22 protein-coding genes and 1 tRNA gene are annotated in these 25,635 nt (G+C 72.4%); 11 read left to right on the top strand and 12 right to left on the bottom strand.

Annotated elements, in window-relative coordinates:
• Positions 1 to 16: 16 nt before the first annotated feature.
• Positions 17 to 847 (bottom strand): ABC transporter permease, encoded by an 831-nt coding sequence (locus GQQ93_RS02075; RefSeq protein ID WP_157422547.1) that lies wholly within the window; start codon positions 845 to 847, stop codon positions 17 to 19.
• Positions 844 to 1,758, bottom strand: coding sequence for an ATP-binding cassette domain-containing protein (locus GQQ93_RS02070; RefSeq protein WP_157422546.1), 915 nt, complete (start codon positions 1,756 to 1,758; stop codon positions 844 to 846). Before GQQ93_RS02070 ends, GQQ93_RS02075 begins: the two co-directional genes overlap by 4 nt.
• A gap of 139 nt (positions 1,759 to 1,897) precedes the next feature.
• Here GQQ93_RS02070 and GQQ93_RS02065 point away from each other — a divergent pair, with 139 nt between their 5' ends.
• Positions 1,898 to 2,881 (top strand): TetR/AcrR family transcriptional regulator C-terminal domain-containing protein, encoded by a 984-nt coding sequence (locus tag GQQ93_RS02065; protein ID WP_157422545.1) that lies wholly within the window; start codon positions 1,898 to 1,900, stop codon positions 2,879 to 2,881.
• A 38-nt stretch (positions 2,882 to 2,919) separates the two neighbouring features.
• On the opposite strand, the gene prmC is transcribed toward GQQ93_RS02065, so the two are convergent.
• Positions 2,920 to 3,768, bottom strand: coding sequence for a peptide chain release factor N(5)-glutamine methyltransferase (gene prmC / locus GQQ93_RS02060; protein WP_281349867.1), 849 nt, complete (start codon positions 3,766 to 3,768; stop codon positions 2,920 to 2,922).
• Positions 3,769 to 3,886: 118 nt separating this feature from the next.
• Here prmC and cysK point away from each other — a divergent pair, with 118 nt between their 5' ends.
• A complete protein-coding gene (gene cysK, locus GQQ93_RS02055; RefSeq protein ID WP_157422544.1) occupies positions 3,887 to 4,822 on the top strand; it encodes a cysteine synthase A in 936 nt (311 codons plus the stop codon).
• Between the two features lie 4 nt (positions 4,823 to 4,826).
• Positions 4,827 to 5,405 carry a serine O-acetyltransferase EpsC gene (gene epsC / locus GQQ93_RS02050; RefSeq protein WP_246192012.1) on the top strand — a complete coding sequence of 193 codons (579 nt, stop codon included), beginning with the start codon at positions 4,827 to 4,829 and terminating at the stop codon, positions 5,403 to 5,405.
• Positions 5,406 to 5,487: 82 nt separating this feature from the next.
• On the opposite strand, the gene prfA is transcribed toward epsC, so the two are convergent.
• From prfA to GQQ93_RS02010, 8 genes are all read right to left on the bottom strand, one after another.
• Positions 5,488 to 6,561, bottom strand: a complete 1,074-nt coding sequence (gene prfA / locus GQQ93_RS02045) for a peptide chain release factor 1 (RefSeq protein WP_157422542.1) — start codon at positions 6,559 to 6,561, stop codon at positions 5,488 to 5,490.
• Positions 6,562 to 6,568: 7 nt separating this feature from the next.
• Positions 6,569 to 8,761 (bottom strand): transcription termination factor Rho, encoded by a 2,193-nt coding sequence (gene rho, locus GQQ93_RS02040; protein ID WP_157422541.1) that lies wholly within the window; start codon positions 8,759 to 8,761, stop codon positions 6,569 to 6,571.
• 477 nt (positions 8,762 to 9,238) lie between these two features.
• Positions 9,239 to 10,192, bottom strand: coding sequence for a homoserine kinase (gene thrB / locus GQQ93_RS02035; protein WP_157422540.1), 954 nt, complete (start codon positions 10,190 to 10,192; stop codon positions 9,239 to 9,241).
• Positions 10,189 to 11,289, bottom strand: coding sequence for a threonine synthase (gene thrC / locus GQQ93_RS02030; RefSeq protein ID WP_157422539.1), 1,101 nt, complete (start codon positions 11,287 to 11,289; stop codon positions 10,189 to 10,191). Before thrC ends, thrB begins: the two co-directional genes overlap by 4 nt.
• Positions 11,286 to 12,596, bottom strand: coding sequence for a homoserine dehydrogenase (locus GQQ93_RS02025; RefSeq protein ID WP_157422538.1), 1,311 nt, complete (start codon positions 12,594 to 12,596; stop codon positions 11,286 to 11,288). The genes thrC and GQQ93_RS02025 overlap by 4 nt, the downstream gene beginning before the upstream one ends.
• Positions 12,593 to 14,005: a diaminopimelate decarboxylase gene (lysA, locus tag GQQ93_RS02020; protein ID WP_157422537.1), complete on the bottom strand. Its 1,413-nt coding sequence runs from the start codon at positions 14,003 to 14,005 to the stop codon at positions 12,593 to 12,595. The genes GQQ93_RS02025 and lysA overlap by 4 nt, the downstream gene beginning before the upstream one ends.
• 144 nt (positions 14,006 to 14,149) lie before the next feature.
• Positions 14,150 to 14,953 (bottom strand): LmeA family phospholipid-binding protein, encoded by an 804-nt coding sequence (locus GQQ93_RS02015; RefSeq protein ID WP_157422536.1) that lies wholly within the window; start codon positions 14,951 to 14,953, stop codon positions 14,150 to 14,152.
• A 30-nt stretch (positions 14,954 to 14,983) separates the two neighbouring features.
• Positions 14,984 to 16,657 carry an arginine--tRNA ligase gene (locus GQQ93_RS02010; RefSeq protein ID WP_157422535.1) on the bottom strand — a complete coding sequence of 558 codons (1,674 nt, stop codon included), beginning with the start codon at positions 16,655 to 16,657 and terminating at the stop codon, positions 14,984 to 14,986.
• Between the two features lie 40 nt (positions 16,658 to 16,697).
• Here GQQ93_RS02010 and GQQ93_RS02005 point away from each other — a divergent pair, with 40 nt between their 5' ends.
• The 8 genes from GQQ93_RS02005 (at position 16,698) to GQQ93_RS01970 (ending at position 24,683) form a co-directional block, all read left to right on the top strand.
• Entirely contained in the window at positions 16,698 to 17,303 is a 606-nt protein-coding gene (locus GQQ93_RS02005; RefSeq protein WP_157422534.1) for an iron ABC transporter ATP-binding protein, read from the top strand.
• Positions 17,303 to 18,499 carry an ROK family transcriptional regulator gene (locus tag GQQ93_RS02000; RefSeq protein ID WP_157422533.1) on the top strand — a complete coding sequence of 399 codons (1,197 nt, stop codon included), beginning with the start codon at positions 17,303 to 17,305 and terminating at the stop codon, positions 18,497 to 18,499. Before GQQ93_RS02005 ends, GQQ93_RS02000 begins: the two co-directional genes overlap by 1 nt.
• A gap of 87 nt (positions 18,500 to 18,586) precedes the next feature.
• Positions 18,587 to 18,659, top strand: a tRNA-Arg gene (locus tag GQQ93_RS01995).
• A 212-nt stretch (positions 18,660 to 18,871) separates the two neighbouring features.
• Complete coding sequence (locus GQQ93_RS01990) at positions 18,872 to 20,842, top strand: TPM domain-containing protein (RefSeq protein WP_157422532.1); 1,971 nt, start codon at positions 18,872 to 18,874, stop codon at positions 20,840 to 20,842.
• 97 nt (positions 20,843 to 20,939) lie between these two features.
• Entirely contained in the window at positions 20,940 to 21,674 is a 735-nt protein-coding gene (locus GQQ93_RS01985) for a PspA/IM30 family protein (RefSeq protein WP_157422531.1), read from the top strand.
• A gap of 102 nt (positions 21,675 to 21,776) precedes the next feature.
• Positions 21,777 to 22,628: an arginase family protein gene (locus tag GQQ93_RS01980; RefSeq protein ID WP_157422530.1), complete on the top strand. Its 852-nt coding sequence runs from the start codon at positions 21,777 to 21,779 to the stop codon at positions 22,626 to 22,628.
• Positions 22,629 to 22,737: 109 nt separating this feature from the next.
• On the top strand, positions 22,738 to 24,258 hold the full coding sequence (locus GQQ93_RS01975) for a dihydrolipoyl dehydrogenase family protein (RefSeq protein ID WP_157422529.1): 1,521 nt from the start codon (positions 22,738 to 22,740) through the stop codon (positions 24,256 to 24,258).
• Positions 24,255 to 24,683, top strand: a complete 429-nt coding sequence (locus GQQ93_RS01970) for a Fe-S oxidoreductase (protein WP_157422528.1) — start codon at positions 24,255 to 24,257, stop codon at positions 24,681 to 24,683. Before GQQ93_RS01975 ends, GQQ93_RS01970 begins: the two co-directional genes overlap by 4 nt.
• Here the strand turns inward: GQQ93_RS01970 and GQQ93_RS01965 are convergent.
• The gene (locus GQQ93_RS01965; protein ID WP_157422527.1) at positions 24,646 to 25,614 is read right to left on the bottom strand and encodes a siderophore-interacting protein; all 969 of its coding nucleotides are present in this window, start codon (positions 25,612 to 25,614) and stop codon (positions 24,646 to 24,648) included. The genes GQQ93_RS01970 and GQQ93_RS01965 overlap by 38 nt on opposite strands.
• Positions 25,615 to 25,635 lie beyond the last annotated feature (21 nt).

The following is a 25,635-nucleotide window of genomic DNA, read 5'->3' as shown; positions in this document are numbered from 1 at the left end:
AGTGATGACGGCTCGCTCAGCGGCGACCCGCCTTGCGACGGAACAGCCATGCGCCCCAGACCGCTGCGACGACGATGATGAGCACGCACCAGCCGACGGCCCACCACGCCGAGTCGCCCATCGGCGTGCCGAGCAGGAGCGAGCGGATGGTCTCGATCACGGGGGTGATGGGCTGGTTCTCCGCGATCCACTGCAGCCACTCGGGCATGGTGTCGACCGGCACGAAGGCGCTCGACAGGTAGGGCAGGAACAGCAGGATGAAGCCGTAGCCGCTCGCCGCCTCGGGCGAGGCTGCGGCGAGGCCGATCGCCGCGAACAGGTAGGTGATCGCGAGGATGTACAGGGCCACGACGCCGACGACGGCGAGCCACTCGAGGGGTGTCGCATTCGGGCTGAATCCGACGAGGAGGGCGACGCCGATCACGACGGCCGTGGCGACGAGGTTGCGCACGAGGCTCTCGACCACGTGCCCCGTCAGCACGGCGCCGCTGCGCAGCGGCATCGTGCGGATCCGGTCGATGATGCCCGTCGTCATGTCGCGCGACACCGAGATCGCGGTGCCCGCGGCGCCGAAGCCTGCGCACAGCAGGATGATGCCGGGCACGACGTAGTCGACGTAGCCGCCCGAGGGATCGATCGCGTTGCCGAAGATGAAGGTGAACATCAGCATGAGCATCGTCGGCAGGACGACCGCCATGAGCAGCGCCTCGACGTCGCGGACGGAGTGGATGAGGCTCCTGCCGATGAAGACGCGTTCGGCGGCGACGCCGCGCAGGCGCGGACGACGGGCGGATGCGGGTGCGGTTGCTGTTGCGCGCGCCGACGCCGGCACGGTTGCGGTGGTCATTTCGCCTCCACGAGTTCGGGGGTGGATGCCTCGGCACCGGAGGTGATGGCGAGGAACACGTCGTCGAGACTCGGACGACGGATGGAGACCTGTACGCCGTCGACGCCGGCGCCGCCGACCGAGGCCCGGTCGAGCTCATCGATTGCGGCGCGCAGGCCGTGCACGCTGCCGTCGGTCGGGATCTCGCGGACGAGCACGCCGTCGGCGTCGCGCAGCTCGACGACGTCGCCGCCCACTCGCGCCTTGAGCTCGTCGGCCGTGCCCTCGGCGGCGATGCGCCCGCGGTCGAGTACGGCGATGCGGTCGGCGAGCCGGTCGGCCTCCTCGAGGTACTGGGTCGTGAGGAACACGGTGGTGCCGGCGTCGGCGAGGGTGCGGATGACGGCCCAGAGCTCCTGCCGGCTGCGGGTGTCGAGGCCCGTCGTCGGTTCGTCGAGGAAGAGCACGGGCACGTCCACGACGAGGCTCAGCGCCAGGTCGAGACGACGGCGCATTCCGCCCGAGTAGGTGCCCACGCGGCGGTCGGCCGCCGCCTCGAGGTCGAAGCGGTGCACGAGCTCGGCGGCACGCGCCTTCGCCGCACGCCGGGTGAGCCCCGAGAGCCGGCCCATCATGACGAGGTTCTCGGTGCCGGTGAGCACCTCGTCGACGGCGGCCGACTGGCCCGTGAGCGCGATGCGCTGCTGCACCTCGCCCGGGGCCCGGGCGACGTCGCACCCGGCGACGATGGCCGTGCCTGCGTCGGGCGCGACGAGGGTCGTGAGGATGTTGATCGTCGTGGTCTTGCCCGCACCGTTCGGCCCGAGGAGGGCGAAGACGCTCCCCTTCGGCACCGCGAGGTCGAGCCCCGCGAGCACCTCGGTTCGGCCGAACTGCTTGCGGAGGCCGCGGACGTCGATGGCGAGTTCCATCGCTCGTACTCCGTTCGTGTCGGGTCTGCGCCGTCGGCCCATCGACCGTGTACGACGCAAACTGTTTATGTGATGCACTGTTGTTTAAGTAATACACAGTTCTAGACTGTGGTCAAGCGCACCGAAGAACTGGAGCCCGATGAGCGACGAACTGCGAGCCGACCCCGAACTCCCCCGGGCGGTCGCACTGGCCTGGGGCGTCGCCGCCCACCCGCAGCGCGGACCCAAGCGCGAACTCTCGATCGAACGCATCGTCGACGCCGCGATCGAGATCGCCGACGCAGAAGGACTCGGCGCCGTCTCGATGAGTCGGGTCGCGGCATCCCTCGGATTCACGACGATGTCGCTCTACCGGTACGTGACGAGCAAGGACGACCTGATCCTGCTCATGCAGGAGGGCGCGGTCGAGCCGCCCGTGCCCGACGATTCGGTCGACCGGGGCTGGCGCGCGGGGGTCACGGCCTGGGTGCTCGCCATGCGCGCGGCGTACCAGGAACACCCGTGGCTCGTCGACATCCCGATCTCGGGCGCCCCGATCACGCCGAACAGCCTGCTCATCGTCGACTGGTTCCTCCGCGAAGTGCGCGATCTCCCGCTGAGCGACGGCGAGAAGATGTCGGCGCTCCTGCTGCTCACGAGCTACGCCCGCGCCACCAGCGCGCAGGACCGCGACCTGCGAGCCGCCGCCCTGGCCGCCGACGACCCGGCCGACGTCACCGGTGAGAGCGCCTTCGCCGCGTTGACCGAGCTCGTCACCCCCGAGCGCTTCCCCCACCTCAGCCCGCTGCTCGCCGCCGGCGGCTACGTCGCCGAACCCGGCACGCACCCGGGCGACACCGACGACGACTTCACCTTCGGGCTTCTTCGCATCCTCGACGGCATCGGGCACCACGTCGATCGCCAGGGCGGCGCCTCATCGCCCGCGACGCCCGAACCGCTCCCCGAACTCCCGGCGCAGCTCGATCTCCCGCGCGACCCGCGGGTCCGCGAGGCCGCGAAGGCGAGGCGCGAGGCCGAGAAGGCCGTGCGAGAGGCGCAGAAGACGCTGCGCGAAGCGCAGAAGCGCGAGCGCGAGGCGATCAAGCACGCGCTCGAACGCGAGAAGCACGAGAAGAAGAAGTAGCGAGCAGCCGGGCGTGGCCTCGCCCGGCCGAGCCGGCGTCAGCGCAGCGCGGTGGTCGCCCGGTCGCGCCCCGTGAGATCGCGGTGATGCGAGATCGCGCGCCAGCCGTCGGCCGCGAGGAGCGCTGCGATCTCGGCCGACTGCGCCTCGCCGTGCTCGATCACGAGCAGACCGCCCGGCACGAGCAGCGCCCGCGCACGCTGCGAGAGCACGCGCACGACGTCGAGGCCGTCGGCCCCGCCGTAGAGGGCGCGCTCGGGATCGTAGAGCCGCACCTCGGGGTCGCGCGGGATCGCCCCCAACGGGATGTACGGCGGGTTCGAGACGACGACCGACACCCGCCCGTCGAGTTCGGGCAGCGCCGTCGCGAGATCGCCGAAGACGAGCTCGAGGTTCGGCGCCCCGACCTCCTCGACGTTGCGCCGCGTCCACGGGAAGGCCTCGGGCGAGTTCTCGACCGCCCATACCCTCGCGTGCGGCACCTCGGTAGCGAGGGCCAGCGCGATCGCGCCGCTGCCCGAACCGAGGTCGATGCCGATCGGCTCGGCCTCCGCGACGGCGCGCAGCGCGTCGATGCCGATCTGGGCGACGCCCTCGGTCTCGGGGCGGGGCACGAAGACCCCGGGCCCCACGGCCAGCTCGAGCGAACGGAACGCGGCCCGCCCCGTGAGGTGCTGCAACGGCTCGCGCCGTGCGCGACGCTCGGCGAGCGAGGCCAGCTCCGCGGCATCCTCGGCCGAGAACGCGCCGCCGATCACGAGGCGCGCCTGCACGCCGCCGCGGCTGAGTCCCAGCACGTGCCCGATGAGGAGTTCGGCGTCGACCTCGGGGTCTGGGACCCCCGCCGCGGCGAGCATCCTGACGAGTTCGTCGCGCACCTCGCGCAGCGGTCGGGCGGCCTGGTCCTCTGGTGCATCCACGCAATGGAATGTAACGCACCCCCACCGCCCCGAACGCCCCAATAGGCTGATGACGCCCGCACCGCCCCTCCAGAAAGGCCTGCCCATGGCTCAGATCTACGACAACATCACGCAGGCCTTCGGCCGCACCCCGCTCGTGCGCCTGAACCGCCTCACCGAGGGGGCCGGCGCGACCGTGCTCGCGAAGCTCGAGTTCTACAACCCCTCCGCGAGCGTGAAGGACCGCCTCGGCGTGGGCATCGTCGACGCGGCCGAGGCCTCGGGCGCACTCCAGCCCGGCGGCACCATCGTCGAGGGCACGAGCGGCAACACGGGCATCGCCCTCGCCCTCATCGGCGCGGCGCGCGGCTACAAGGTCATCCTCGCGATGCCCGAGACCATGTCGAAGGAGCGCAAGTCGCTGCTGAAGGCCTACGGCGCCGAGCTCGTGCTGACGCCCGGCTCCGAGGGCATGAAGGGCGCCGTCGCGAAGGCCGAGGAGATCGCCGCCGCCACCCCCGGCGCGATCCTCGCCCGCCAGTTCGAGAACGAGGCGAACGTCGACATCCACCGCCGCACCACCGCCGAAGAGGTGTGGAACGACACCGACGGCGGCGTCGACATCTTCGTCTCGGGAATCGGCACCGGCGGCACCCTCTCGGGCACCGGCCAGGTGCTGAAGGAGCGCAAGCCGGGCGTGAAGGTCGTGGGCGTCGAGCCCGCCGAGTCGCCCATCCTCAACGGGGGCGCACCCGGCCCGCACAAGATCCAGGGCATCGGCGCGAACTTCGTGCCCGACATCCTCGACCGCGACGTCTACGACGAGATCATCGACGTGAACATCGACCAGGCCGTCGCCACCGCGCGCCGGCTCGGCACCGAAGAGGGCATCCTCGGCGGCATCTCCTCGGGCGCGACCGTGTACGCCGCCCTCGAGCTCGCCAAGCGCCCCGAGAACGACGGAAAGACCATCGTCGTCATCGTCGCGAGCTACGGCGAGCGGTACCTGTCGACCGTCCTGTACGAGGGTCTGCTTGACTGATCAGGTGCCGATCTTCAGACGCCTGAGGGAAGACCTCGCGACAGCCCGTGCGCACGACCCCGCAGCACGGAGCGGTCTCGAGGTCTTCCTCGTGTATTCGGGCCTCCACGCCATCTGGGCGTACCGCGTCGCCCACCGGCTCTGGCGAGCCCGATGGCGGTTCCCGGCGCGGGTGATCTCGCAGCTGACCCGGTTCCTCACCGGCATCGAGATCCACCCCGGCGCGACCATCGGCCGCCGCTTCTTCATCGACCACGGCATGGGCGTCGTGATCGGCGAGACGGCCGTCATCGGCGACGACGTCATGCTCTACCACGGCGTCACCCTCGGCGGGAAGGCGCCGCGCAACACCCCGCCGGGCACCAAGCGCCACCCGACCCTCGACGACGGCGTCACGGTCGGCGCCGGCGCGAAGATCCTCGGCGACATCACGATCGGCGCGTGGAGCGCCGTCGGCGCCAACGCGGTCGTGACGCGCAGCGCTCCCCCGCACTCGCTCGTCGTCGGCGTGCCCGCGACCGTGCGACCGCTGTCGCACCAGACCGCCGACGCCGCGCGCGGCGTGCACGACTGGCACATCTGAGGCGTCGAACGACGAGGTGCGGATGCCCCGGGGTCGCCCCGGGGCATCCGCCCCTCGTTCGTTCTCGGCGAGTGCCGCGAGCTCAGTCCTCGCGACCGGCGAGCTGCGCCTCCTCGTCGGCCTGGATGGCCGACTCGATGAGCGGGTCGAGCGCCCCGTTCATCACCTGGTCGAGGTTGTACGCCTTGTAGCCGGTGCGGTGGTCGGCGATGCGGTTCTCGGGGAAGTTGTACGTGCGGATGCGCTCCGAGCGGTCCATGGACCGGATCTGCGACTTGCGGGCGTCCGAGGCCGCGGCGTCGAGCTCCTCCTGCTGGCGCGCGAGGATGCGTGCGCGGAGCACGCGCATCGCCGCCTCGCGGTTCTGCAGCTGCGACTTCTCGTTCTGCATCGAGACCACGATGCCGGTGGGCAGGTGGGTGATGCGCACGGCCGAGTCGGTCGTGTTCACCGACTGCCCGCCGGGACCGGAGGAGCGGTAGACGTCGATCTTGAGGTCGTTCTGGTTGATCTCGACCTCTTCGGGCTCGTCGACCTCGGGGAAGACGAGCACGCCCGTCGTCGACGTGTGGATGCGGCCCTGCGTCTCGGTGACGGGCACCCGCTGCACGCGGTGCACGCCGCCCTCGTACTTGAGGTGCGCCCACACGCCCTGCGACGGGTCGCTCGCGTTCGACTTGATCGCGACCTGCACGTCTTTGTACCCGCCGAGGTCGGACTCGTTGCGCTCGAGGAGCTCGGTCTTCCAACCCTTCGACTGCGCGTACTGGATGTACATGCGCAGGAGGTCGGCGGCGAAGAGGGCGCTCTCCGCGCCGCCCTCGCCGCCCTTGATCTCCATGATCACGTCGCGGCCGTCATCGGGGTCGCGCGGGATCAGGAGCCGCCGGAGCCTCTCCTGCGCCTGCGCGAGTCCCTCCTCGAGGGCCGGCACCTCCTCGGCGAAGGCGTCGTCCTCCTTGGCGAGCTCACGGGCCGCCGCGAGGTCGTCCTGCGCCTCGTGCCAGGCCGTGTTCGCAGCGACGATCCGGCTCAGCTCGGCGTAGCGCCGGTTGACCTTCTTCGCGCGCGCCGCGTCGGCGTGCAGCGCCGGGTCCGCGAGCTCCTCCTGGAGCTGCGCGTGCTCGGCGAGCAGCGGCTGGACCGATTCGAACACGTGAGCCTCAGCGGTGGTCGGTCTCGTGCCCGTGCGAGTTGCCGTGGCCGGCGACCGGCATCGACTTCTGCATGAGCATGAGGAACTCGACGTTCGACTGCGTCTCCTTCAGACGACCGAGCACGGCCTCGAGGGCGGGCTGCTGGTCGAGGCCGGCGAGGGCACGACGCAGCTTCCAGGTGATCTTCACCTCGTCGGGGCTCAGCAGCATCTCCTCGCGACGCGTCGACGAGGCGTTGACATCGACGGCCGGGAAGATGCGCTTGTCGGCGAGCTGACGCGAGAGGCGCAGCTCGCTGTTGCCGGTGCCCTTGAACTCCTCGAAGATCACCTCGTCCATCTTCGAACCGGTCTCGACGAGCGCGGTCGCGAGGATGGTCAGCGAGCCGCCGTTCTCGATGTTGCGCGCGGCGCCGAAGAAGCGCTTCGGCGGGTACAGCGCCGAGGCGTCGACACCGCCCGAGAGGATGCGGCCCGAAGCGGGTGCGGCCAGGTTGTAGGCGCGGCCGAGGCGGGTGATCGAGTCGAGCAGCACGACGACGTCGTGGCCGAGCTCGACGAGGCGCTTGGCACGCTCGATGGCGAGCTCGGCGACCGTCGTGTGGTCTTCGGCCGGACGGTCGAAGGTCGAGGCGATGACCTCGCCCTTCACCGTGCGCTGCATGTCGGTGACCTCTTCGGGGCGCTCGTCGACGAGCACGACCATGAGGTGGACCTCGGGGTTGTTGATCGAGATGGCGTTCGCGATCTGCTGCAGCACGATCGTCTTGCCCGCCTTCGGGGGCGCGACGATGAGGCCGCGCTGGCCCTTGCCGATGGGCGCGACGAGGTCGATGATGCGCTGCGTGAGCTTCGTCGGCTCGGTCTCGAGACGCAGGCGCTCCTGCGGGTAGAGCGGGGTCAGCTTCTGGAACTCGACGCGCGCGGCGGCCTCGTCGATCGACTGGCCGTTGACCGAGTCGACCTTGACGAGCGCGTTGTACTTCTGCCGGCTGTTCGCCTCGTTGTCGCGCGGCTGCTTGATCGAGCCGACGACCGCGTCGCCCTTGCGCAGGTTGTACTTCTTGACCTGACCGAGCGAGACGTAGACGTCGCTCGGGCCGGGGAGGTACCCCGTCGTGCGCACGAAGGCGTAGTTGTCGAGCACGTCGAGGATGCCCGCGATCGGGATCAGCACATCGTCGTCGAGGATCTCGGGCTCGAGCTCGTCGCCGGCCGCGCCCTGACCGCGGCGCTTGCGGTCGCGGTAGCGGCTGCGACGGCCGCCCTCGCCCTCGAGCTGCTGCTGGGCGTCGCGGTTCTGGCCCTGGTTCTGACCCTCGCGGCCCTGGCCGTCGCGGCCCTGGCCGTCGCGGCCCTGACCCTCACGGCCCTGGCCGTCGCGGCCCTGACCGTCGCGACCCTGCTTGCCCTTCTCGGCGTCGCCCTGGCGCTCGGCGGACTTGCCGCCCTCGTCGCGCTTGCTGCGCTGCTCGCCGCCCTGGGCGGCGTCGCCCTGGCCGTTCTGGCCGTTCTGGCGGCGGTCGCCGCCCTGCTTCTGGGCGTCGTCGCCGCGCTCGCCGCGCTCGTTGCCGCCGCGCTCGCCGCGCTCGCCGCCACGGCGACCGCGGTTGCGGCCGCGGCCCTGACGGGGCTCGTCGGTCTGGGCCTGCTCGCCCTCGCCCTCGGCCGTTGCGGGGCGCGCGCCCTCGCCGGTCGCGGCGGCGAGCTCCTCGCGCACTGCGGCGCGCGCGGCCTCGCGGGCCTCGTCGTCGTTCGCCGGCACGAGGCCGACGCCCGCGCCGCCGCCGTTGACGTGCTGCGCGGCGGCCGTGGTCGCGCTCGTCGCGCGACGCGGCTGGCGACCGCGACGGGGCGCTGCCGGCTCGGGGGCGGATGCCTCGGAGGCGGCCTGCTCTGCAGCAGGAGCCTCGATCGGCGCCGACTCCGCCGCCGGGGCGGCGGGCGCCTCGACTGCGGCGGTCTCGGCGGGCGCCGGGTCGGCGGCGGCCGCCGCGCCGTCGAAGTCGAGCGTCGGGGCGACGTCGCCCGCCTGCTCGGCCTGACGGGCGGTGATCGCCTCGACGAGTTCGCCCTTGCGGAGCTTGGATGCGCCCACGATGCCGAGCGAGACGGCGAGCTCCTGGAGCTCGGCGACCTTGAGGCCGGTCAGAGGGGCGCTGTTCGCCACGCCTGCAGCGTGGTCGGATGCGTTGGTCACTGGGTGTTTTCCTTTCCCCTGGCGCAAGAGTTGCGCGGCAGGAGAGCTGATCGCGTCCTCGAGCGAGGTCGGCGCGCGGTGGCGCAGACATGCGCGAGAGCGAAAGCAAGAGATTGCCGGGAATTGCACGATGCGGCCGGGAGTACGAACAGTGCATATGTCTGCAGTACGTCGCCTGCCGGGTGCGGTGTCAGTCTAACACTCCGCACCGCACCGATCCGCCACGCGACGCGCCCTGTGGAGAAGGAGATTCCCCGACCGGGTGCACCGTCATCGACGGAGCGGCCGCTCGGGGCCTCCGACCGATGGTGTCGTCGCATGCGCGGGAGCGCATGCGGTCTGCCGCGGGCGCTGGGCCTGCCGCCTATCGCGACACGGTCTCCCGCACCGGGCGGCGTCACCTCGGGAGGTCTGCCGGAGACGCGTCGCGGCGCTGGGCGCCGCGGGCGCTGGGGCTGCCGCCTTGCGCGACAGTCGTCAACGCTCCGCGTTGACGACTGTCGCGCCCTTGAAGTCGACGGCGAGCGGCAGCGCCTGCCAGACCGTATCGGCGACGCGCTCGACGAGTGCGGTCGCGGCGGCGCGCTCGCTCGGGTCGCTCGCGAGCACCAGGATCGACGGCCCCGCACCCGAGACGACGGCGGGATGCCCCGCCTCGCGGAGCGCCTGGATGAGCCGATCGGTCTCGGGCATGGCCGCGGCACGGTAGTGCTGGTGCAGCTTGTCCTCGGTGGCCTGGAAGAGCAGCTCGGGGCTCTGGATGAGCGCCGCGACGAGCAGCGCCGAACGCGAGACGTTGAAGACCGCGTCTTCGTGCGGCACCGACTCGGGCTGCAGCGACCGCGCGAGCGCCGTCGACATCTCGTGCTCGGGCACGAGCACGAGCGGCGAGACGCCGCGGTGCACGATGAGCTTCTTGTGGCGGGGCCCCTCGGGGGTCACCCACGCGATCGTGAGCCCGCCGAACAGCGCCGGCGCGACGTTGTCGGGGTGCCCCTCGAGCTCGGTCGCGAGCTCGAGCAGCTCGTCGGCGGTGAAGTCGACGACGCCCTCGAGCAGCCCCTTCGCGGCGACCACGCCGGCGACGATCGCCGCACCCGAGGAGCCGAGCCCGCGGCCGTGCGGGATCGTGTTGTGCGCGACGAGCTCCAGGCCCGGCAGCGCGACCCCGGCACGTTCGAAGGTGTGCGCGATCGAGCGCACGACGAGGTGCGAGGCATCCAGCGGCACCTCGCCCTCGCCGACGCCGTGCACCTCGACGACGACGCCCGCCGTCGCGGTCGCCCGGATCTCGAGCTCGTCGTAGCGCGCGAGCGCGAGCCCGAGCGTGTCGAAGCCGGGGCCGAGGTTCGCGGAGGTGGCCGGCACCTTCACCTGCACGGCGCGACCCGCGAGCGCGGTGTCGACCGGAGCGACGAGGGTGCCGGTCACGAGGAGAGTCCGAGCACCGACGCGATCTGCGCGGTGTCGACCGGCACGATGGTCGGCTGCACGTCGGAACCGTCGGCGGTGCGCAGGGCCCACTGCGGGTCCTTCAGGCCGTGGCCGGTGACGGTGAGCACGACGCGGGCGCCCTTCGGCACGACACCGGCCTCGGCTCGCTCGAGCAGGCCCGCGACCGAGATCGCCGAGGCGGGCTCGACGAAGATGCCGACCTCGGCAGAGAGGATGCGCTGCGCCTCGAGGATCTTGTCGTCGTCGATGGCGCCGAAGTAGCCGTCGGACTCGTCGCGCGCCTGCAGGGCGAGATCCCACGATGCGGGGTTGCCGATTCGGATGGCGCTCGCGATGGTGTCGGGGTCCTTCACCGGCTCGCCGCGCACGATCGGTGCGGAGCCCGCGGCCTGGAAACCGAACATCCGGGGCAGTCGCGTGGCGTTGCCCGCCGCGATGTCCTCGCGGTAGCCGCGCGTGTACGCGGTGTAGTTGCCGGCGTTGCCGACGGGGATGAAGTGGAAGTCGGGGGCGTCGCCGAGCACCTCGACGACCTCGAACGCGGCGGTCTTCTGCCCCTCGATTCGGTCGTTGTTGACCGAGTTCACGAGGTGCACCGGGTAGTTCGCCGCGAGGTCGCGGGCGATGTCGAGGCAGTCGTCGAAGTTGCCCTGCACCTGCAGCAGTTCGGCGTTGTGCGCGATGGCCTGGCTGAGCTTGCCCATCGCGATCTTGCCCTCGGGCACGAGCACGGCGGCCTTGATGCCGGCGTGCGTGGCGTAGGCGGCCGCCGAGGCCGAGGTGTTGCCGGTCGAGGCGCAGATGACGACCTTCGCCCCGTGCTCGACGGCCTTCGTGACCGCCATCGTCATGCCGCGGTCCTTGAAGGAGCCGGTCGGGTTCATGCCCTCGAACTTCACCCAGACGTCGGCGCCGGTGCGGGCCGAGAGCGCCGGGGCGGGCAGCAGCGGCGTGCCGCCCTCGCCGAGGGTGACGACCGGGGTGGCGTCGGTGACGTCGAGGCGGTCCGCGTACTCGCGGATGACTCCGCGCCACTGGCGGGAGTTGGCCTTGGGGGTGGGCTGGGAGTTCACAGTGCTCCTTCGACTCGGAGGACGGACGCGACGGATGCGACGACGGGGCTCTGGGCGAGGGCGGCGACGGTCTCGGCGAGCGCGGACTCCTTCGCCTCATGCGTCCCGATGACCAGCGTAGCCCGCTGGCTCCCTTCGCTGACGCTCTGCTGGAGTTGCTCGACCGAGACGCCGTGCAGGGCGAAGATGCGGGCGATCTGCTCGAGCACGCCGGGTTCATCGGTGACCTCGAGCGTGATCGCGTAGCGCGTGGTGATGCGGCCGATCTCGAGCACGGGCACTTCGGCCTGCGTGGATTCGGCGGTGCCGGGGCCGCCGGAGACGCGGCGGCGGGCGATGGCGACGAGGTCGCCGAGCACGGCGGAGGCGGTCTGCACTCCCCCGGCGCCGGCGCCGTAGAACATGAGCGGGCCTGCGGCGGATGCCTCGACGAAGACGGCGTTGTTCGCGCCGTGCACGGCGGCGAGCGGGTGGCTCCGCGGCACGAGCGCCGGGTAGACGCGCGCAGAGACACCCTCGTCGCCCGTCTCGGGGTCGGTGAGACGCTCGCAGATCGCGAGGAGCTTCACGACGTAGCCGGCGCGGCGGGCCGATTCGACCTGGTCGGCGGAGACCTCGGTGATCCCCTCGCGGTGCACGGCCTCGACGGGCACGCTCGTGTGGAAGGCGAGGCTCGCGAGGATCGCGGCCTTCTGCGCTGCGTCGTAGCCGCCGATGTCGGCGGTCGGGTCGGCCTCGGCGTACCCGAGCTCGGTCGCGGTCGCGAGTGCGTCTTCCAGGGATGCCCCGGTCGTGTCCATGCGGTCGAGGATGAAGTTCGTGGTGCCGTTGACGATGCCGAGGATGCGGTCGACCCGGTCGCCGGCGAGGCTCTCGCGGAGCGGACGGATGATCGGGATGGCCCCGGCGACCGCGGCCTCGTACGAGAGCTGCGCGCCGACCTGCTCGGCCGCGGCGAACAGCTCGGGTCCGTGCGAGGCGAGGAGCGCCTTGTTGCCCGTCACGACGTCGGCGCCCGAGCCGATCGCCTGCAGCACGAGGCTCCGGGCTGGTTCGATGCCGCCGACGAGCTCGATCACGATGTCGGAGCCGAGGATGAGCGACTCGGCGTCGGTCGTGAGGAGCTCGGCGGGAAGCTCGACGTCGCGCTTCGCGCTCGTGTCGCGCACGGCGATGCCCACGAGTTCGAGTCGGGCGCCGACACGCTGCTCGAGCTCGTCGGCGTGCTCGAGGAGGAGCCTCGCCACCTGCGATCCCACCGATCCGGCTCCGAGCAGTCCGACTCGGATGGAGCGGTACTCGATCATGCGGGGGTCCCTTCGATAGCGGATGGCTCGAGCCCGAGGTCGCGGCCGAGCAGGTCGTCGATCGTCTCGCCCCGCACGATGAGGCGGGCCTCGCCCCCGCGCACCGCGACGACGGGCGGGCGGGGCACGTGGTTGTAGTTCGAGGCGAGCGACCAGCAGTAGGCCCCGGTGGCGGGCACGGCGAGCAGGTCGCCCGGGGCGGTGTCGGCAGGCAGGTACTCGGCGTCGACGACGATGTCGCCCGACTCGCAGTGCTTGCCGACGACGCGCGAGAGCGCGGGCGGCGCCGCTGAGACGCGCGAGGCGAGACGGGCCGAGTACTCGGCGCCGTAGAGCGCGGTGCGGGCGTTGTCGCTCATGCCGCCGTCGACGCTCACGTAACGGCGCTCGCCGCCGTCGATCGGCACCGACTTGATCGTGCCGACCGTGTAGATCGTGACGCCCGCCGGACCGATGATCGAGCGCCCGGGCTCGAACGCGAGCCTGGGCAGCAGCAGGCCGCGTTCGCGACAGCCGGCGACGACGGCGTCGAGGATGCCCCGGGCGATCTCCTCGATCGGCTGCGGCGAATCGGCCGCGGTGTAGGCGATGCCGAAGCCGCCGCCGAGGTTGAGCTCGGGCACGGGGCCGGCCTCCGAGAGCTCGGCGTGGGCCTCGAGCAGTCGCGACGCCGATTCGGCGAAGCCGTCGGCGTCGAAGATCTGCGAGCCGATGTGGCAGTGCAGGCCGAGGAAGTCGAGGGCCTCGTGGCTGCGGATGCGGGCGCCCAGCTCGGCCGCGCGCTCGAGCGGGACCCCGAACTTCTGGTCTTCGTGGGCGGTCGCGAGGAACTCGTGCGTCGAGGCGTGCACGCCGCTGTTCACCCGGAGGCGCACACGCTGGCGTCGCCCGGCACGGGCGGCCGCGGCCGCGACCCGCTCGATCTCGACCTCGCTGTCGATGACGATCGCGCCCACGCCCGCGGCGACCGCGGCGTCGATCTCGGCGATCGACTTGTTGTTGCCGTGGAAGCCGAGCCGGCCGGGGTCCGCCCCCGCCCCGAGCGCGACCGCGAGTTCACCGCCGGTGCAGACGTCGACCGCGAGCCCCTCGTCGAGGACCCAGCGCACGACGGCACCGGAGAGGAACGCCTTGCCCGCGTAATAGACCGTCACATCGGTGCCCGCGGCGCGCGCTGCGGCGTCGAACGCCTCGCGGGTGCGGCGGGCTCGCCCGCGCGCCTCGGCCTCGTCGACGACGTACAGCGGAGTGCCGAAGCGCGCGGCGAGCGACGCCGCGTCGAGTCCGGCGAGCACGAGCCGGCCCGCTTCGTCGCGATGCGCCGACTCGGGCCAGACCTGCGGCACGAGCCCGTTGACGTCGTCGGGCACGGCGGGGCCCGAGGGGACGGCGATGGAGACGGATGCCACGGAGAAACCTCACGGAGGGGACGAATCGACGGTCGCTCGCGGCGAGCGAACCCGGATCGGTTCCTGAAGCCTGATGCGTGCCGACCTTGTGGGTCGGCGTACGGCGAGTCTACCGAGGCCGCACGGCGAGGCCGAATCGACGCGTCAGTCGCAGCTGCCGGTCTGCCGCAGATGCGCCTCGTCGAGCGTGATCTCAGAGCCCTCGAGCTCGACCCGCACGACGCCGGGCGCCGCAGCGATGTCGGTCACCTCGATGCCCTCGGGCAGGTGCTCGGCGACGCAGACCGCGATCGGGTCGCTGCCGAGGACGCGTTCGACGATGCCCGAGAGATCGAGCGAGCCGCCGCCCGCGCCGATCTCGACCCCGACCGGCTGGAGCAGCACCTCGGTGCCCGCCGCCGTGGGGGTCGCGGTCACCTGGTAGGCGATCGACTGCCCGAAGAGTTCGAGCTCGCCCTCGTAGCCGACGGTCGCGTCGCCGAGCGTGATCGAGCCGGTCGAGTTCGGCACCTGGACGAGCTGGTTCACCGCGTCCTGTTCGGCCGAGACCGTCGCGTCGAGCCGGTCGACCGGGCTGCCGAGATCGACCGGGACCCCGCGGAGCTCGACCTCGACGTCGAGCGGCGCTCCGTCGACGACGAGCTCGGGCGCGCTCAGCGAGACCTGCTCCATGGTGCCCGAGAGGTATTGGGCGATCACCGAGAGGCCGCCGATCGTCACGTCGACGTCGCCCTCGACCCCGGCGGGCAGGCTCGCACGCACCTCGTCGGCGACGCGCTGCTCGGCGATGCCGCGGGCGACCACGTCGGCGACCACGAGGAGCGCCGCGATACCGACCACGGAGCCCGCGACGATGAGCCCGATGCGGGCGCCCCGACCGAGTCGACGCCGGGGCTCCGGCTCGGGCCCCGTGACATCCAACTCGACCGTCGCGTGCTCGTCGGACATCGCTGCTCCCTCGGGATCGTTTCGGGCGGACTACATGCGCTCGGGCGCCGAGACGCCGATGAGCCCCAGTCCGTTGCGGATGACCTGGCCCGTGGCGTCGTTCAGCCAGAGTCGCGTGCGCTGGAGCTCGCCGACCGGCTCGTCGCCGAGCGGCAGCACGCGGCAATTGTCGTACCAGCGATGGTAGAGGCCCGCGAGCTCTTCGACGTAGCGCGCGACGCGGTGCGGCTCGCGCAGCTCGGCCGACTGCGCCACGATGCGCGGGAACTCCTGCAGCGCGCCGAGGAGCGCCGACTCGGTCTCGTGGGTGAGCAGTTCAGGGGCGAACGACGAGCGGTCGACCCCGGATGCCGCGGCATTGCGCGCGACCGCGGAGGTGCGGGCGTGCGCGTACTGCACGTAGAAGACCGGGTTGTCGTTGGTGCGGCGCTGCAGGATCTCGGGGTCGATCGTGAGCGGCGAGTCGGCCGGGTAGCGGCCGAGCGTGTAGCGGAGCGCGTCGGTGCCGAGCCAGGCCTGCAGGTCGTCGAGCTCGATGATGTTGCCGGCGCGCTTCGAGAGCTTCGCGCCGTTCACGCTCACGAGCTGACCGATGAGCACCTCGATGTCGCGCTCGGGATCGTCGCCGGCCGCGCCGGCGAGCGCCTTGAGGCGGTGGACGTACCCGTGGTGATCGGCGCCGAGCAGGTAGATCTTGTGCTTGAAGCCGCGATCGCCCTTGTCGAGGTACAGGGCGGCGTCGGCGGCGAAGTAGGTCGGCACGCCGTTGCCGCGCACGAACACCCGGTCTTTGTCGTCGCCGAAGTCGGTCGTCTTCACCCACACGGCGTCGTCGGCGTCGTAGACGTGGCCCTGCGCGCGCAGCCGGGCGAGCGCCGTGTCGATGTCGTTGAGGCCGTCGTCGCCGCGGGCGTGCAGGCGGCGCTCGCTCGTCCACACGTCGAAGTGCACGTTGAAGCGCTCGAGCGAGGCGCGGATCTCGGCGAGCTGCAGCTCGTAGGCGATCTCGGTGGCCGTGTGCAGCGCGACGTCTCGGTCGAGCTCGGCGAGCTTCGGCTCGCGTTCGAGCACGCGGGCCGCGAGATCGGCGATGTAGCTGCCGGGGTAGCCGCCCTCGGGGGTCGGCTCGCCCTTCGCCGCGGCGAGCACGGAGGCGCCGAAGATCTCCATCTGGTTGCCGGCGTCGTTGATGTAGTACTCGTTGGCGACGTCGGCGCCCGCAGCACGCAGCACGCGGCTGATCGAGTCGCCGAGCGCGGCCCAGCGGGTGTGCCCGATGTGCAGCGGACCGGTCGGGTTCGCCGAGACGAACTCGAGATTGATCACGCTGCCCGCCAGCGAGTCGCTGCGACCGTACTCGGCACCCGCCTCGACGATCGTCTTCGCGAGCGCACCGGCCGCGGCCGCCTCGAGGCGGATGTTGATGAAGCCGGGCCCTGCGACCTCGGCGCTCGCGACGCCGTCGACCGCGGCGATCGCCTCGGCCAGCTCGCCGGCGAGCTCGCGCGGGTTCTGGCCGAACGGCTTCGCGATGCGCATGGCGATGTTCGAGGCCCAGTCGCCGTGCTCGCGCAGCTTCGGACGCTCGAGCGCCACATCACCCGGCGCCAGCACCAGTTCGACCTCCGCGCCCGCGGCCCGACGTCGCTCGGCGAGGGCGAGGACGAGGTCGTACAGGGCGAGTGAGAGGTCGGTGGGAGTCACCCGCAAATCCTACCGGGTGGCGATTGGTAAGGTTCGTCACATGCCGCGCCTCCACCGTCTGCCTCGACTGCGATCGACCGGCCTCGCGCTCGCCGTCGCGGCATCCGCCCTCGTCCTCGCCGGGTGCGCCGCACCCGCTTCCCCGACCGACGAGCCGTCGGCCTCGGCGACCGATCCTGCGGGCGAACCCGGCGCGAGCGAAGCCCCGGCCGAACCGCCCGTGCCGTTCGAGATCGCCTGCGACGAGCTGCTCTCCGCCGACGACGTCTACGCCTTCAATCCGAACTTCGGCGCCGCCCCCGGTTACGAACCGGCCGCCGACGGCGCCCTCGGCATCGACGAGGAGGCGGGCACCGCGTGCGGCCTCCTCAACCAGACGAGCGGCGCACTCATCGAGTTCGGCGTCGCGACGCCGCCCGAGGGTGCGCTCGAGCAGCGCAAGAACGATGCCGCGCTCGCATCGAAGCCCGTCCCGACCTACGGCACGCCGCCCGAGGTCGAGGGGTACTTCACCGTCGCGGGCGAGCACGGCGAGGCGCAGGTCTTCTCCGGCCCGTACTGGATCGTCGTGGACTCGGTCGACTTCGTCGAACCCGGCGACGCGCAGGTGCTCGTCTCGTCGATCCTCGAGAACCTGGCCGGCTGATGAACGCTCCGACGACGCGGCACTCGCAGGGGACGCCGTCCTGGCTCGGCGCGGTCAACGACCGGGTCGGGCTCTCGGCCCTCCTCGACCACGGGCCGCTCACCCGCAACCGCATCTGCGAACTCGTCGGCGTCTCGAAGCCGACCGCCTCGATGATGATGAGCCGGCTCATCGCCGCGGGCGTCGTCGAGGAGAGCGGGCAGCTCGCGGGCAGCCCCGGACGCAATGCCGTGCTCTACTCGGCGCGGACCGACCGCCCCCTCGGCGTCGCGATCGCGATCGACGCGTTCCGGATGCGGGCGCGCATCGTCGACGCCGCGGGCGGGGATCGTCCTGCCGTGACCATCGCCCTGCCCCGCGACGCCGCAGCGCGTTCCGCCGTCGACGAGGTGTCGGCCGCGATCCGGGAGGCGAGTGCCGCAGCCGGAACCGACCCGGCGATGGTCCACACGGTCTGCATCGGCACCGCCGGGTACGTCGACCCGGGCGGCGAAGGCGCGCTGTTCAGCGAGACCCTGCCCGGTTGGCCGACCACGGGGCTGCGCGAGGTGCTCGAGCGGGCGCTCGGCATCACCGTCTTCATCGAGAACGACGTGAACCTCGCGGCACTCGCCGAGCGCGAGAGCGGTGCAGGCGCCGGGCGCGACGTGTTCGCCCTGCTCTGGCTCGGCAACGGCGTCGGCACCTCCTTCGACGTCGCCGGAGACCTGCACCGCGGCACCTTCGGCGGCGCTGGCGAGATCGGCTTCCTCCCGCTCTCGGTCGAGGCGCACGCGCTCGATGAGCACGCCCGCACGAGCACCGACCTCGTCGGCGCGGCCGCCGTCCGGCGGATCGCCGAGGCCCGAGGGATCGGCGGCGCCGACTTCGCGGGCGTGCTCGAGTCGATCACCGCGAGCGAGGCCCGCGACGAGATCATCGACGAGATCGGACTGCGCATCGCCCACATCTCGCTGCCGCTGCTCGCGACCCTCGACCCGGGGCTGCTCGTGCTCGCGGGCCCGACCGCGGCGGTCGGCGGCTCCCGGCTCGCCGAGGCCGTCGAACGCGACATCCGACGGCTGAGCCGCTGGTACCCCGAGGTCGTCGCGACGCACATCGTCGGCGACGCGGTGCTGCAGGGCGCGCACGCGTTCCTCACGGCGAAGGTGCGCGAGGAGCTGCTCGGCCGGGTCGCCCGGCTCGCCATGCCCTAGCCCCACCGCACCCGCTCGGCCGGGCCCCGATGCGGCTCGTCCTCGGCACTCGGGCACGTCCGGGGATGCTAAGGTTTTCAACTGTGCGCCTCCGTAGCTCAGGGGATAGAGCGCCGGTTTCCGGTACCGTAGGTCGGGGGTTCGAATCCCTCCGGGGGCACGTTCGCAGGTGGTGATGTCGACGCCAGTGTCGATCACCGCGAAGAAGAGGGAAGCCTCGGCCGATGGCCGGGGCTTTTCGCTTTCGACTCGAACGCCCGCGGCCCGCGCCGACGCGCCTCTCCCGCCGCGCAATGGCGCGTCATGGACGTGGGAGTCGGAGCCGTCCTAGACTCGGGAACGTCCGTCCGGACGGGGGAAAGGCACTGGTGCATGCACGCAGGACGCAGATGGCTCGCGACGGTCGCGATGGTCGCGGGGTTGGTCGGCGTCGGAGCGGCCGGCGCCGCATGGGCTGACGACCCGGTCTCCTTCGGCTCCTCCCCCGTCGTCGACACGGCGGGCGCGCTCGGCGCCCGCACGGCCGAAGTCGAATCCGCACTCGCCGCCGACGCGGATCGCAGCGGTCGCCAGCTCTTCGTCGCCTACGTCGACGAGTTCGAGAACCCGTCGGCGGCCGATGCCTGGGCCGAGCAGACCGCGATCGACAACGGCCTCGGCAGCGAGGACTACCTGCTCGCGGTCGCCGTCGAGGGGCGGCAGTACTTCCTCTCCGCGTCGAGCGACGCCGCACTCTCCGACGAGGAGCTCGACCGCATCAGCCTCGAGGTGATCGAGCCCGAGCTGCGCGACGAGGACTGGGCGGGCGCCGCGATCGCCGGTTCCGCGGCGATCGCGGGCGACCGCGGCAGCAGCGGCGGCTGGGGGGCCGGCTTCATCTGGTTCCTCGTGATCGCCGCGGTCGTCGTCGTGATCGTCTGGATCGTCCTCGCCCGACGCAAGAAGCGGAGCCCGGCCGGCGGCGGCGCCCCGCTGCAGTCGATCGACGAGCTCCGTCGTCAGGCCGGCAGCGCGCTCGTGCAGGCCGACGACGCGCTGAAGACGAGCGAGGAGGAACTCGGGTTCGCGGTCGCCTCCTACGGAGACGAGGCCACGGCCGATTTCCGCGCCGCCCTCGAGGGTGCGAAGGCGAAGATCGCCGAGGCCTTCGCGCTGCAGCAGCGGCTCGACGACGCCGAGCCCGACACCGACGAGGAGCGCCGCGCCTGGTACGGCGGCATCATCTCGCTCACGGGCGAGGCCGATGCGCTGCTCGACGAACAGGCGGCGCGATTCGACGCCCTCCGCGACCTCGAGCGGAACGCCCCCGAGGCGCTCGCCCGCGTCGAGGCGGTCGCCGCGACCGTCGAGCGGGGCATCGCCCCCGCGGCCCAGCGCCTCGCCGCGCTGCAGTCCCAGTACGCCGCCACGGCGCTCGCCCCGATCGCCGACAACCCGGCCCAGGCCCAGGCCCGCATGGGCTTCGCCCGTGAGGCGCTGAACGAAGCCGCCGCGGCGGTCGGCCGCGGCGAAGGGGGCGCTGCCGCCGTCGAGATCCGTGCCGCCGAGGAGGCGGTCGACCAGGCGCAGCTGCTCTCGGTCTCGATCGAGCGGCTCGCCGCCGAGCTCGCAGCGGCCGACCGCGCCGTCGCCGCCGGAGCCGACGAACTCGATCGCGATGTGCAGACCGCGCGCAACCTCGGGGGCGACGGCACGGGCGCCCTCGCGGATCGGGTCGCCGCCGAGGCATCCGAACTGCGCGGTGCGATCGCCGCAGCCGGCCGCGACCCGCTCGCCCTGCAGGCCCGCCTCGAACAGGTCGACGGCGAGATCGACGCGGCGATCCAGGGCGCCCGCGACGCCGCCGAGCAGGCGGCGCGCACGCAGGCCCAGCTCGGGCGGAGCCTGCAGGCGGCGCGCAGCCAGGTCCAGGCGGCCGAAGACTACCTCGTCGCGCGACGCGGCGCCGTCGGCCCCGAGGCCAGAACCCGACTCGCCGAGGCCGGGCGACTGCTGGTGCAGGCCGAGCAGGCCGCCGCCAACGATGCCGCGGCCGCCCTCCCCGCAGCCCAGCGCGCCGAGCAGCTCGCGCGGTCGGCGATGGAACTCGCCCAGCAGGACGTCGGCGGATTCGGCGGCTACGGCGGCGGCGCGGTCCCAGGACGCGGCGGCACGGCCGGCGGCTCAGGAGGAGACCTCTTCGGCGCCGTGCTCGGCGGCATCCTCATCAACTCGGTGCTCGGCGGCGGTGCCGGCGGCTTCGGCGGCGGTGGCGGTGGCTTCGGCGGCGGCGGTCGGCGCTCCCCCGGCAGCTTCGGCGGCTCGGCGACGCGCTCGCGACGCGGAAGCGGGGGCCGATTCTGAACGACCACGACCACGACCACGACCACGACCACGACCGCACGAGACTTCGACTCCATCGACCATCGACCGACCTCAGAACCACGAACAGGGAGCAATCATGACCAAGCAGTCCATCTTCGGGCGGATCTCGCAGCTCGTCCGAGCCAACATCAACGCCCTCATCGACCAGGCCGAGGATCCGCAGCTCATGCTCGACCAGATGGTGCGCGACTACACCAACTCGATCGCCGATGCCGAGGCCGCCATCGCCGAGACGATCGGCAACCTGCGCCTCCTCGAGGACGACCACCGCGAGGACGTCGAGGCGGCGCGCGAATGGGGCGAGAAGGCGGTCGCGGCGAGCCGCAAGGGCGACGAGCTGCGCTCGGCGGGCGACGCCCCGGGCGGCGACAAGTTCGACAACCTCGCGAAGGTCGCGCTGAGCCGCCAGATCTCGGCCGAGAACGAGGCGAAGGCGGCCGAGCCGCAGATCGCCGCGCAGACCGAGGTCGTCGACAAGCTGAAGGCCGGCCTCAACGGCATGAAGGAGAAGCTCGTCCAGCTGCAGAACAAGCGCTCCGAGCTCGTCGCGCGCGCGAAGACCGCGCAGGCGCAGAAGCAGGTGCAGGACGCGGTCAAGTCGATCGACATCCTCGACCCGACGAGCGACATCGGCCGCTTCGAAGAGAAGATCCGCCGCGAGGAGGCCGTCGTGCGCGGCCAGGCCGAGCTCGCCGCGTCGAGCCTCGACGCCCAGTTCAACGAGCTCGACGACCTCGGCGAGCTGACCGAGGTCGACGCCCGGCTCGCCGCGCTCAAGGCGGGCGGCTCGCAGGGCGCGATCGGCGGCTGAGCGCCGCCTCCCGGGCACGAATCGGATGCCGCGACCGCACGTCGGTCGCGGCATCCGCCGTCTTCGGTGGTCGACCGACGACGGTGGCGCGATACTGGAGTCATGCCAGCCACCTTCGTCGTCGTACCGCTCTGGCAGGGATCGGTCTCCTCGCGCGCCATGAGCCTCGCCGACGGGGCCGAGGCCATCCGGGGCGACCTGCCGTCCTCATCGACCGTGGTCGTCGAGGTGCCGGTCGAGGCCGGGGAGTCGCTCGGTACGGGCGTCCGCCGGTACAGCACGATCCGGCGAGTGCGGGAGTCGACCGCGCTCGCGCTCGCGCAAGTGCCCGACTGGGCGCTCACGATCGGCGGCGACTGCGGCAGCTCGCTCGCCGCGGTGGCGCATGCGGCCGAGCGCACCCAGGGCGATCTGGCGGTGCTCTGGCTCGACGCCCACCCCGACCTCAACACCCCCGAGAGCTCGCCGTCGGGCGGGTTCGGCGGCATGACGCTCCGGGCGATCACGGGCGATGGGGCCGACGGCCTCGCCCTCGACGAGGCGACCCGGGTCGCACCGGCACGGCTCGTGCTCGGCGGCATCCGGGCGATCGACGCGGAGGAGCACCGCTTCATCGACGAGCACGGCATCTCGGTGCTCACCGTCGAGGACCTCTCCGACCCGGCTGCGGTCATCGCCGAACTCGAAGCGACCGGGGCGTCGAACGTCTTCGTGCACATCGACCTCGACGTGCTCGACCCCTCGGCCCTCGCCGGGCTGTCGTACCCGATGCCGTTCGGCATCGGGGCGGGCGAACTGGTGACCCTCGTCCGCGAAGTGGTGGCGCGCTTCGCGGTGGCGGGTGCGGCGATCACGGGCTTCACACCGTCGAACCCCGAGTCCGCCGTCGACGACCTGCCCACGATCCTCCGGCTCGTCGGGGCACTCACGTCGAGTGCCCGCGCGCGCGGCTGACGCCCGTGGCGGCGCCCGCCCCTAGGCTGGTGCAATCGGGCGCGGCCGGGCCTTCGCGGCACGGCACGGGCTCGTCGGGACTCACCGAACGTCACGACAGGGGGCAGCGATGCAGCGCGAGACCGATGTGGTCGTGATCGGGGCCGGGCCGGTGGGCGAGAACGTCGCCGACCGAGCGCGGGCGGCCGGGCTCGACGTCGTCATCGTCGAGCACGAGCTCGTCGGGGGCGAGTGCTCCTACTGGGCCTGCGTGCCGTCGAAGACGCTGCTGCGGAGCGCCGCCGCGCTGCGTGCGGCGCGACGCGTCCCCGGCGCCGCCGAGGCGGCGACGGGCGAGCTCGACGTCGACGCAGTGCTGCGTCGCCGCGACTTCTGGGTCTCCGACTGGAGCGACCGGGGCGCGGTGGACTGGCTCGACAGCGTCGGCATCGCGCTCGAGCGCGGACACGGCCGGCTCGACGGACCGCGCCGCGTCGTCGTCGAGCGATCCGACGGCGAGACGACGACGCTCGTCGCGCGCCACGCCGTCGTCCTCTCGACCGGATCAGACCCGGTGATCCCACCGATCGACGGACTCGCCCTGTCCCGGCCGTGGGCGAGCCGCGAGGCCACGAGCGTCACGGCGCCGCCACGCCGCCTCGCGGTGATCGGCGGCGGTGCGGTCGCCCTCGAGATGGCGACCGTCTTCGCCGGCTTCGGCACCGAGGTCACCGTGCTCGCCCGTCACGGTCTGCTCGGCGGCATGGAGCCCTTCGCGGGCGAAGCCGTCGCCGACGGACTGCGCGGGCTCGGGGCGTCCGTCCGCCTCGGCGTCGACGTGGTGCGCGTCGAGCGCCGGCCGGACGACGAGGTGCGCCTCGAGCTCGCCGACGGCGAGGTGCTCGTCGCCGACGAGGTGCTCGTCGCAACCGGGCGACGTCCCCGCACCGACGGGCTCGGCCTCGAGACCGTCGGACTCGAACCTGGCGAATGGCTCGACGTCGACGACAGCCTGCTCGTGCGCGCGTCGACGAACGAGGAGGCGCCGTGGCTCTACGCCGTCGGAGACGTCAACCGCCGCGCGCTCCTCACCCACCAGGGCAAGTACCAGGCGCGCGCAGCCGGCGACCTCATCGGGGCCCGCGCGACCGGGCGCCCGCTCGAGCTCGCGCCGTGGGGCGCGCACACGGCGACGGCCGACCACTCGGCCGTTCCCGAGATCGTGTTCGCCGAACCCGAGTGCGGCGCCGTAGGCCGGACGGCCGAGTCGGCACGACGTTCGGGGCGCACGGTGCGCGTCGCCGACGTCGACTTCGGCTCGGTGAGCGGAGCGGGCATCCACGCCGACGGCTTCGCCGGCCGGGCGCGGCTCGTCGTCGACGCCGAGCTCGGAACGGTGATCGGCGCCACCTTCGTCGGACCGGACGTCTCGGAGCTCGTGCATGCGGCGACCATCGCGATCGTCGGCGAGGTGCCGGTGGACCGACTCTGGCACGCGGTGCCCGCCTTCCCGACCATGAGCGAGGTGTGGCTGCGCCTGCTCGAGGCGCTCGGCCGGCCGGGCGCCGCCGAGGGCGCCGCGGCGGGCGATCAGGCCGCCTCCCCCTCGACCGGCACCACCGATGACGACGACGAGGAGCCCGCAGCGTGAGCGACGCGAAGCCGAACACCGCCCTGCGCATCCGCCTCACGGATTCGCCGATCAGCCGGCTCGGCTACTGGTGGGCGACCGCCGTCGGCTTCACCTGGGGGTTCATCTGGAGCACCGGGCCGATCCGCCGCCGCCACGGCCTCATCGTGTTCACCGGCATGCCGGGTTGGACCTACGGACGAGGCGGATCGTGCGTCGGCGGCTGCTACCTCACCGGCGCGAACGACGGCGACCGAGTGCTCGGGCACGAGGTCGTGCACCGCGAGCAGTGGCGCCGGTACGGCATGCTCTTCCCGCTGCTGTACTTCGCCGCAGGGCGCGATCCCCTGCGGAACCGCTTCGAGATCGAGGCGGGGCTCGAGGCGGGCGGTTACCTGCCGCGCCGCGCTACCCCTCGGCGCGGCCGAGCTTCCAGTACCCCATGAACGCCACCCGCTTGCGGTCGACGCCGAGCCCCTTCACGAGGTGGCGGCGCAGCGTCGTGATCGCCGTGGCCTCGCCGGCGAGCCAGGCGTAGAAGCCGCCGTCGCGCGCGGGCTCGGGAACCTCCCAGAGGATCTCGTCCTCGGCGAGCGTCGGAAGCTCGGCACCGGCCTCGCCCGGTTCGCCGGCGGCGAGCACGACCGCCTCCGCCCCGTCGCGCACGGCCTCCTCGGCCCAGGCATCGGCCCACGTGCGCACGGCCTCGACGAGGCAGCCGCCGTAGCCCTGCCCGGGCAGCGCGTCGCCGCCGCGGTCGAACCACTGCACCGAGACGCCCGCCGGCGCCCGCAGCTCGAGTGCGTCGGCGGCGTCGGGCACCTCGAGGAAGACCGCGCCGCGAGCGTCGGCGGGCAGCTGCTCGAGGATCACCGAGACCGCGGGAACCGCGGTCTCGTCGCCGGCGATCAAGAGCGTGCTCGCGTCGCCGGGATGCCACTCCCAGCCGCCGGACGGCTCGTCGCTCGTCGCGTCGGGGGCGATGAGGAGCATCCGCTCGCCCACGGCGGCGCGCCCGATCCACCGTGACGCCGGCCCGCTGTCACCGTGCGCGACGAAGTCGACGTCGAGCTCGCCGTGCTCGGGTCGCGCATCGCGGATCGTGTAGGTGCGGATGGGATTGCGCAGTTCGTCGGGGAGCGCGCGCCAGGCGCCGAACCAGTCGTCGCTCATCGGGAAGTGGCCGAAGCCGTCACCGTCACCGTCACCGTCACCGTCGCCGCCCAGCGGAAGGATGACCTTGATCCGCTGGTCGGGCCCGTCCCATCCGAGGTCCCGCAGCTCGTCGCCGCGGAAGGTCACGCGCACGAAGTGCGGGCTGAGCCGGCGGATCCCCCCGACGGCGGTCTCGAAGACGCGGTATCCGGGCTTGGCCATGCTGGGCTCCTGTCGTAGGGA

The sequence above is a fragment of the Agromyces lapidis genome (assembly GCF_009749405.1).
Lineage (GTDB): Bacteria > Actinomycetota > Actinomycetes > Actinomycetales > Microbacteriaceae > Agromyces > Agromyces lapidis.
This window is presented reverse-complemented; position numbering and strand designations above follow the sequence as displayed.

Excerpts from the sequence above, each read along its gene's own strand:
- GQQ93_RS01990 (WP_157422532.1), top strand. The coding sequence starts at position 18,872 with ATGCACGCAGGACGCAGATGGCTCGCGACGGTCGCGATGGTCGCGGGG.
- GQQ93_RS01965 (WP_157422527.1), bottom strand. The coding sequence starts at position 25,614 with ATGGCCAAGCCCGGATACCGCGTCTTCGAGACCGCCGTCGGGGGGATC.
- GQQ93_RS02070 (WP_157422546.1), bottom strand. The coding sequence starts at position 1,758 with ATGGAACTCGCCATCGACGTCCGCGGCCTCCGCAAGCAGTTCGGCCGA.
- GQQ93_RS02075 (WP_157422547.1), bottom strand. The coding sequence starts at position 847 with ATGACCACCGCAACCGTGCCGGCGTCGGCGCGCGCAACAGCAACCGCA.
- GQQ93_RS02065 (WP_157422545.1), top strand. The coding sequence starts at position 1,898 with ATGAGCGACGAACTGCGAGCCGACCCCGAACTCCCCCGGGCGGTCGCA.
- GQQ93_RS01985 (WP_157422531.1), top strand. The coding sequence starts at position 20,940 with ATGACCAAGCAGTCCATCTTCGGGCGGATCTCGCAGCTCGTCCGAGCC.
- GQQ93_RS01980 (WP_157422530.1), top strand. The coding sequence starts at position 21,777 with ATGCCAGCCACCTTCGTCGTCGTACCGCTCTGGCAGGGATCGGTCTCC.
- GQQ93_RS02015 (WP_157422536.1), bottom strand. The coding sequence starts at position 14,953 with ATGTCCGACGAGCACGCGACGGTCGAGTTGGATGTCACGGGGCCCGAG.
- GQQ93_RS02005 (WP_157422534.1), top strand. The coding sequence starts at position 16,698 with ATGCCGCGCCTCCACCGTCTGCCTCGACTGCGATCGACCGGCCTCGCG.
- GQQ93_RS02025 (WP_157422538.1), bottom strand. The coding sequence starts at position 12,596 with ATGATCGAGTACCGCTCCATCCGAGTCGGACTGCTCGGAGCCGGATCG.
- GQQ93_RS01975 (WP_157422529.1), top strand. The coding sequence starts at position 22,738 with ATGCAGCGCGAGACCGATGTGGTCGTGATCGGGGCCGGGCCGGTGGGC.
- cysK (WP_157422544.1), top strand. The coding sequence starts at position 3,887 with ATGGCTCAGATCTACGACAACATCACGCAGGCCTTCGGCCGCACCCCG.
- GQQ93_RS02000 (WP_157422533.1), top strand. The coding sequence starts at position 17,303 with ATGAACGCTCCGACGACGCGGCACTCGCAGGGGACGCCGTCCTGGCTC.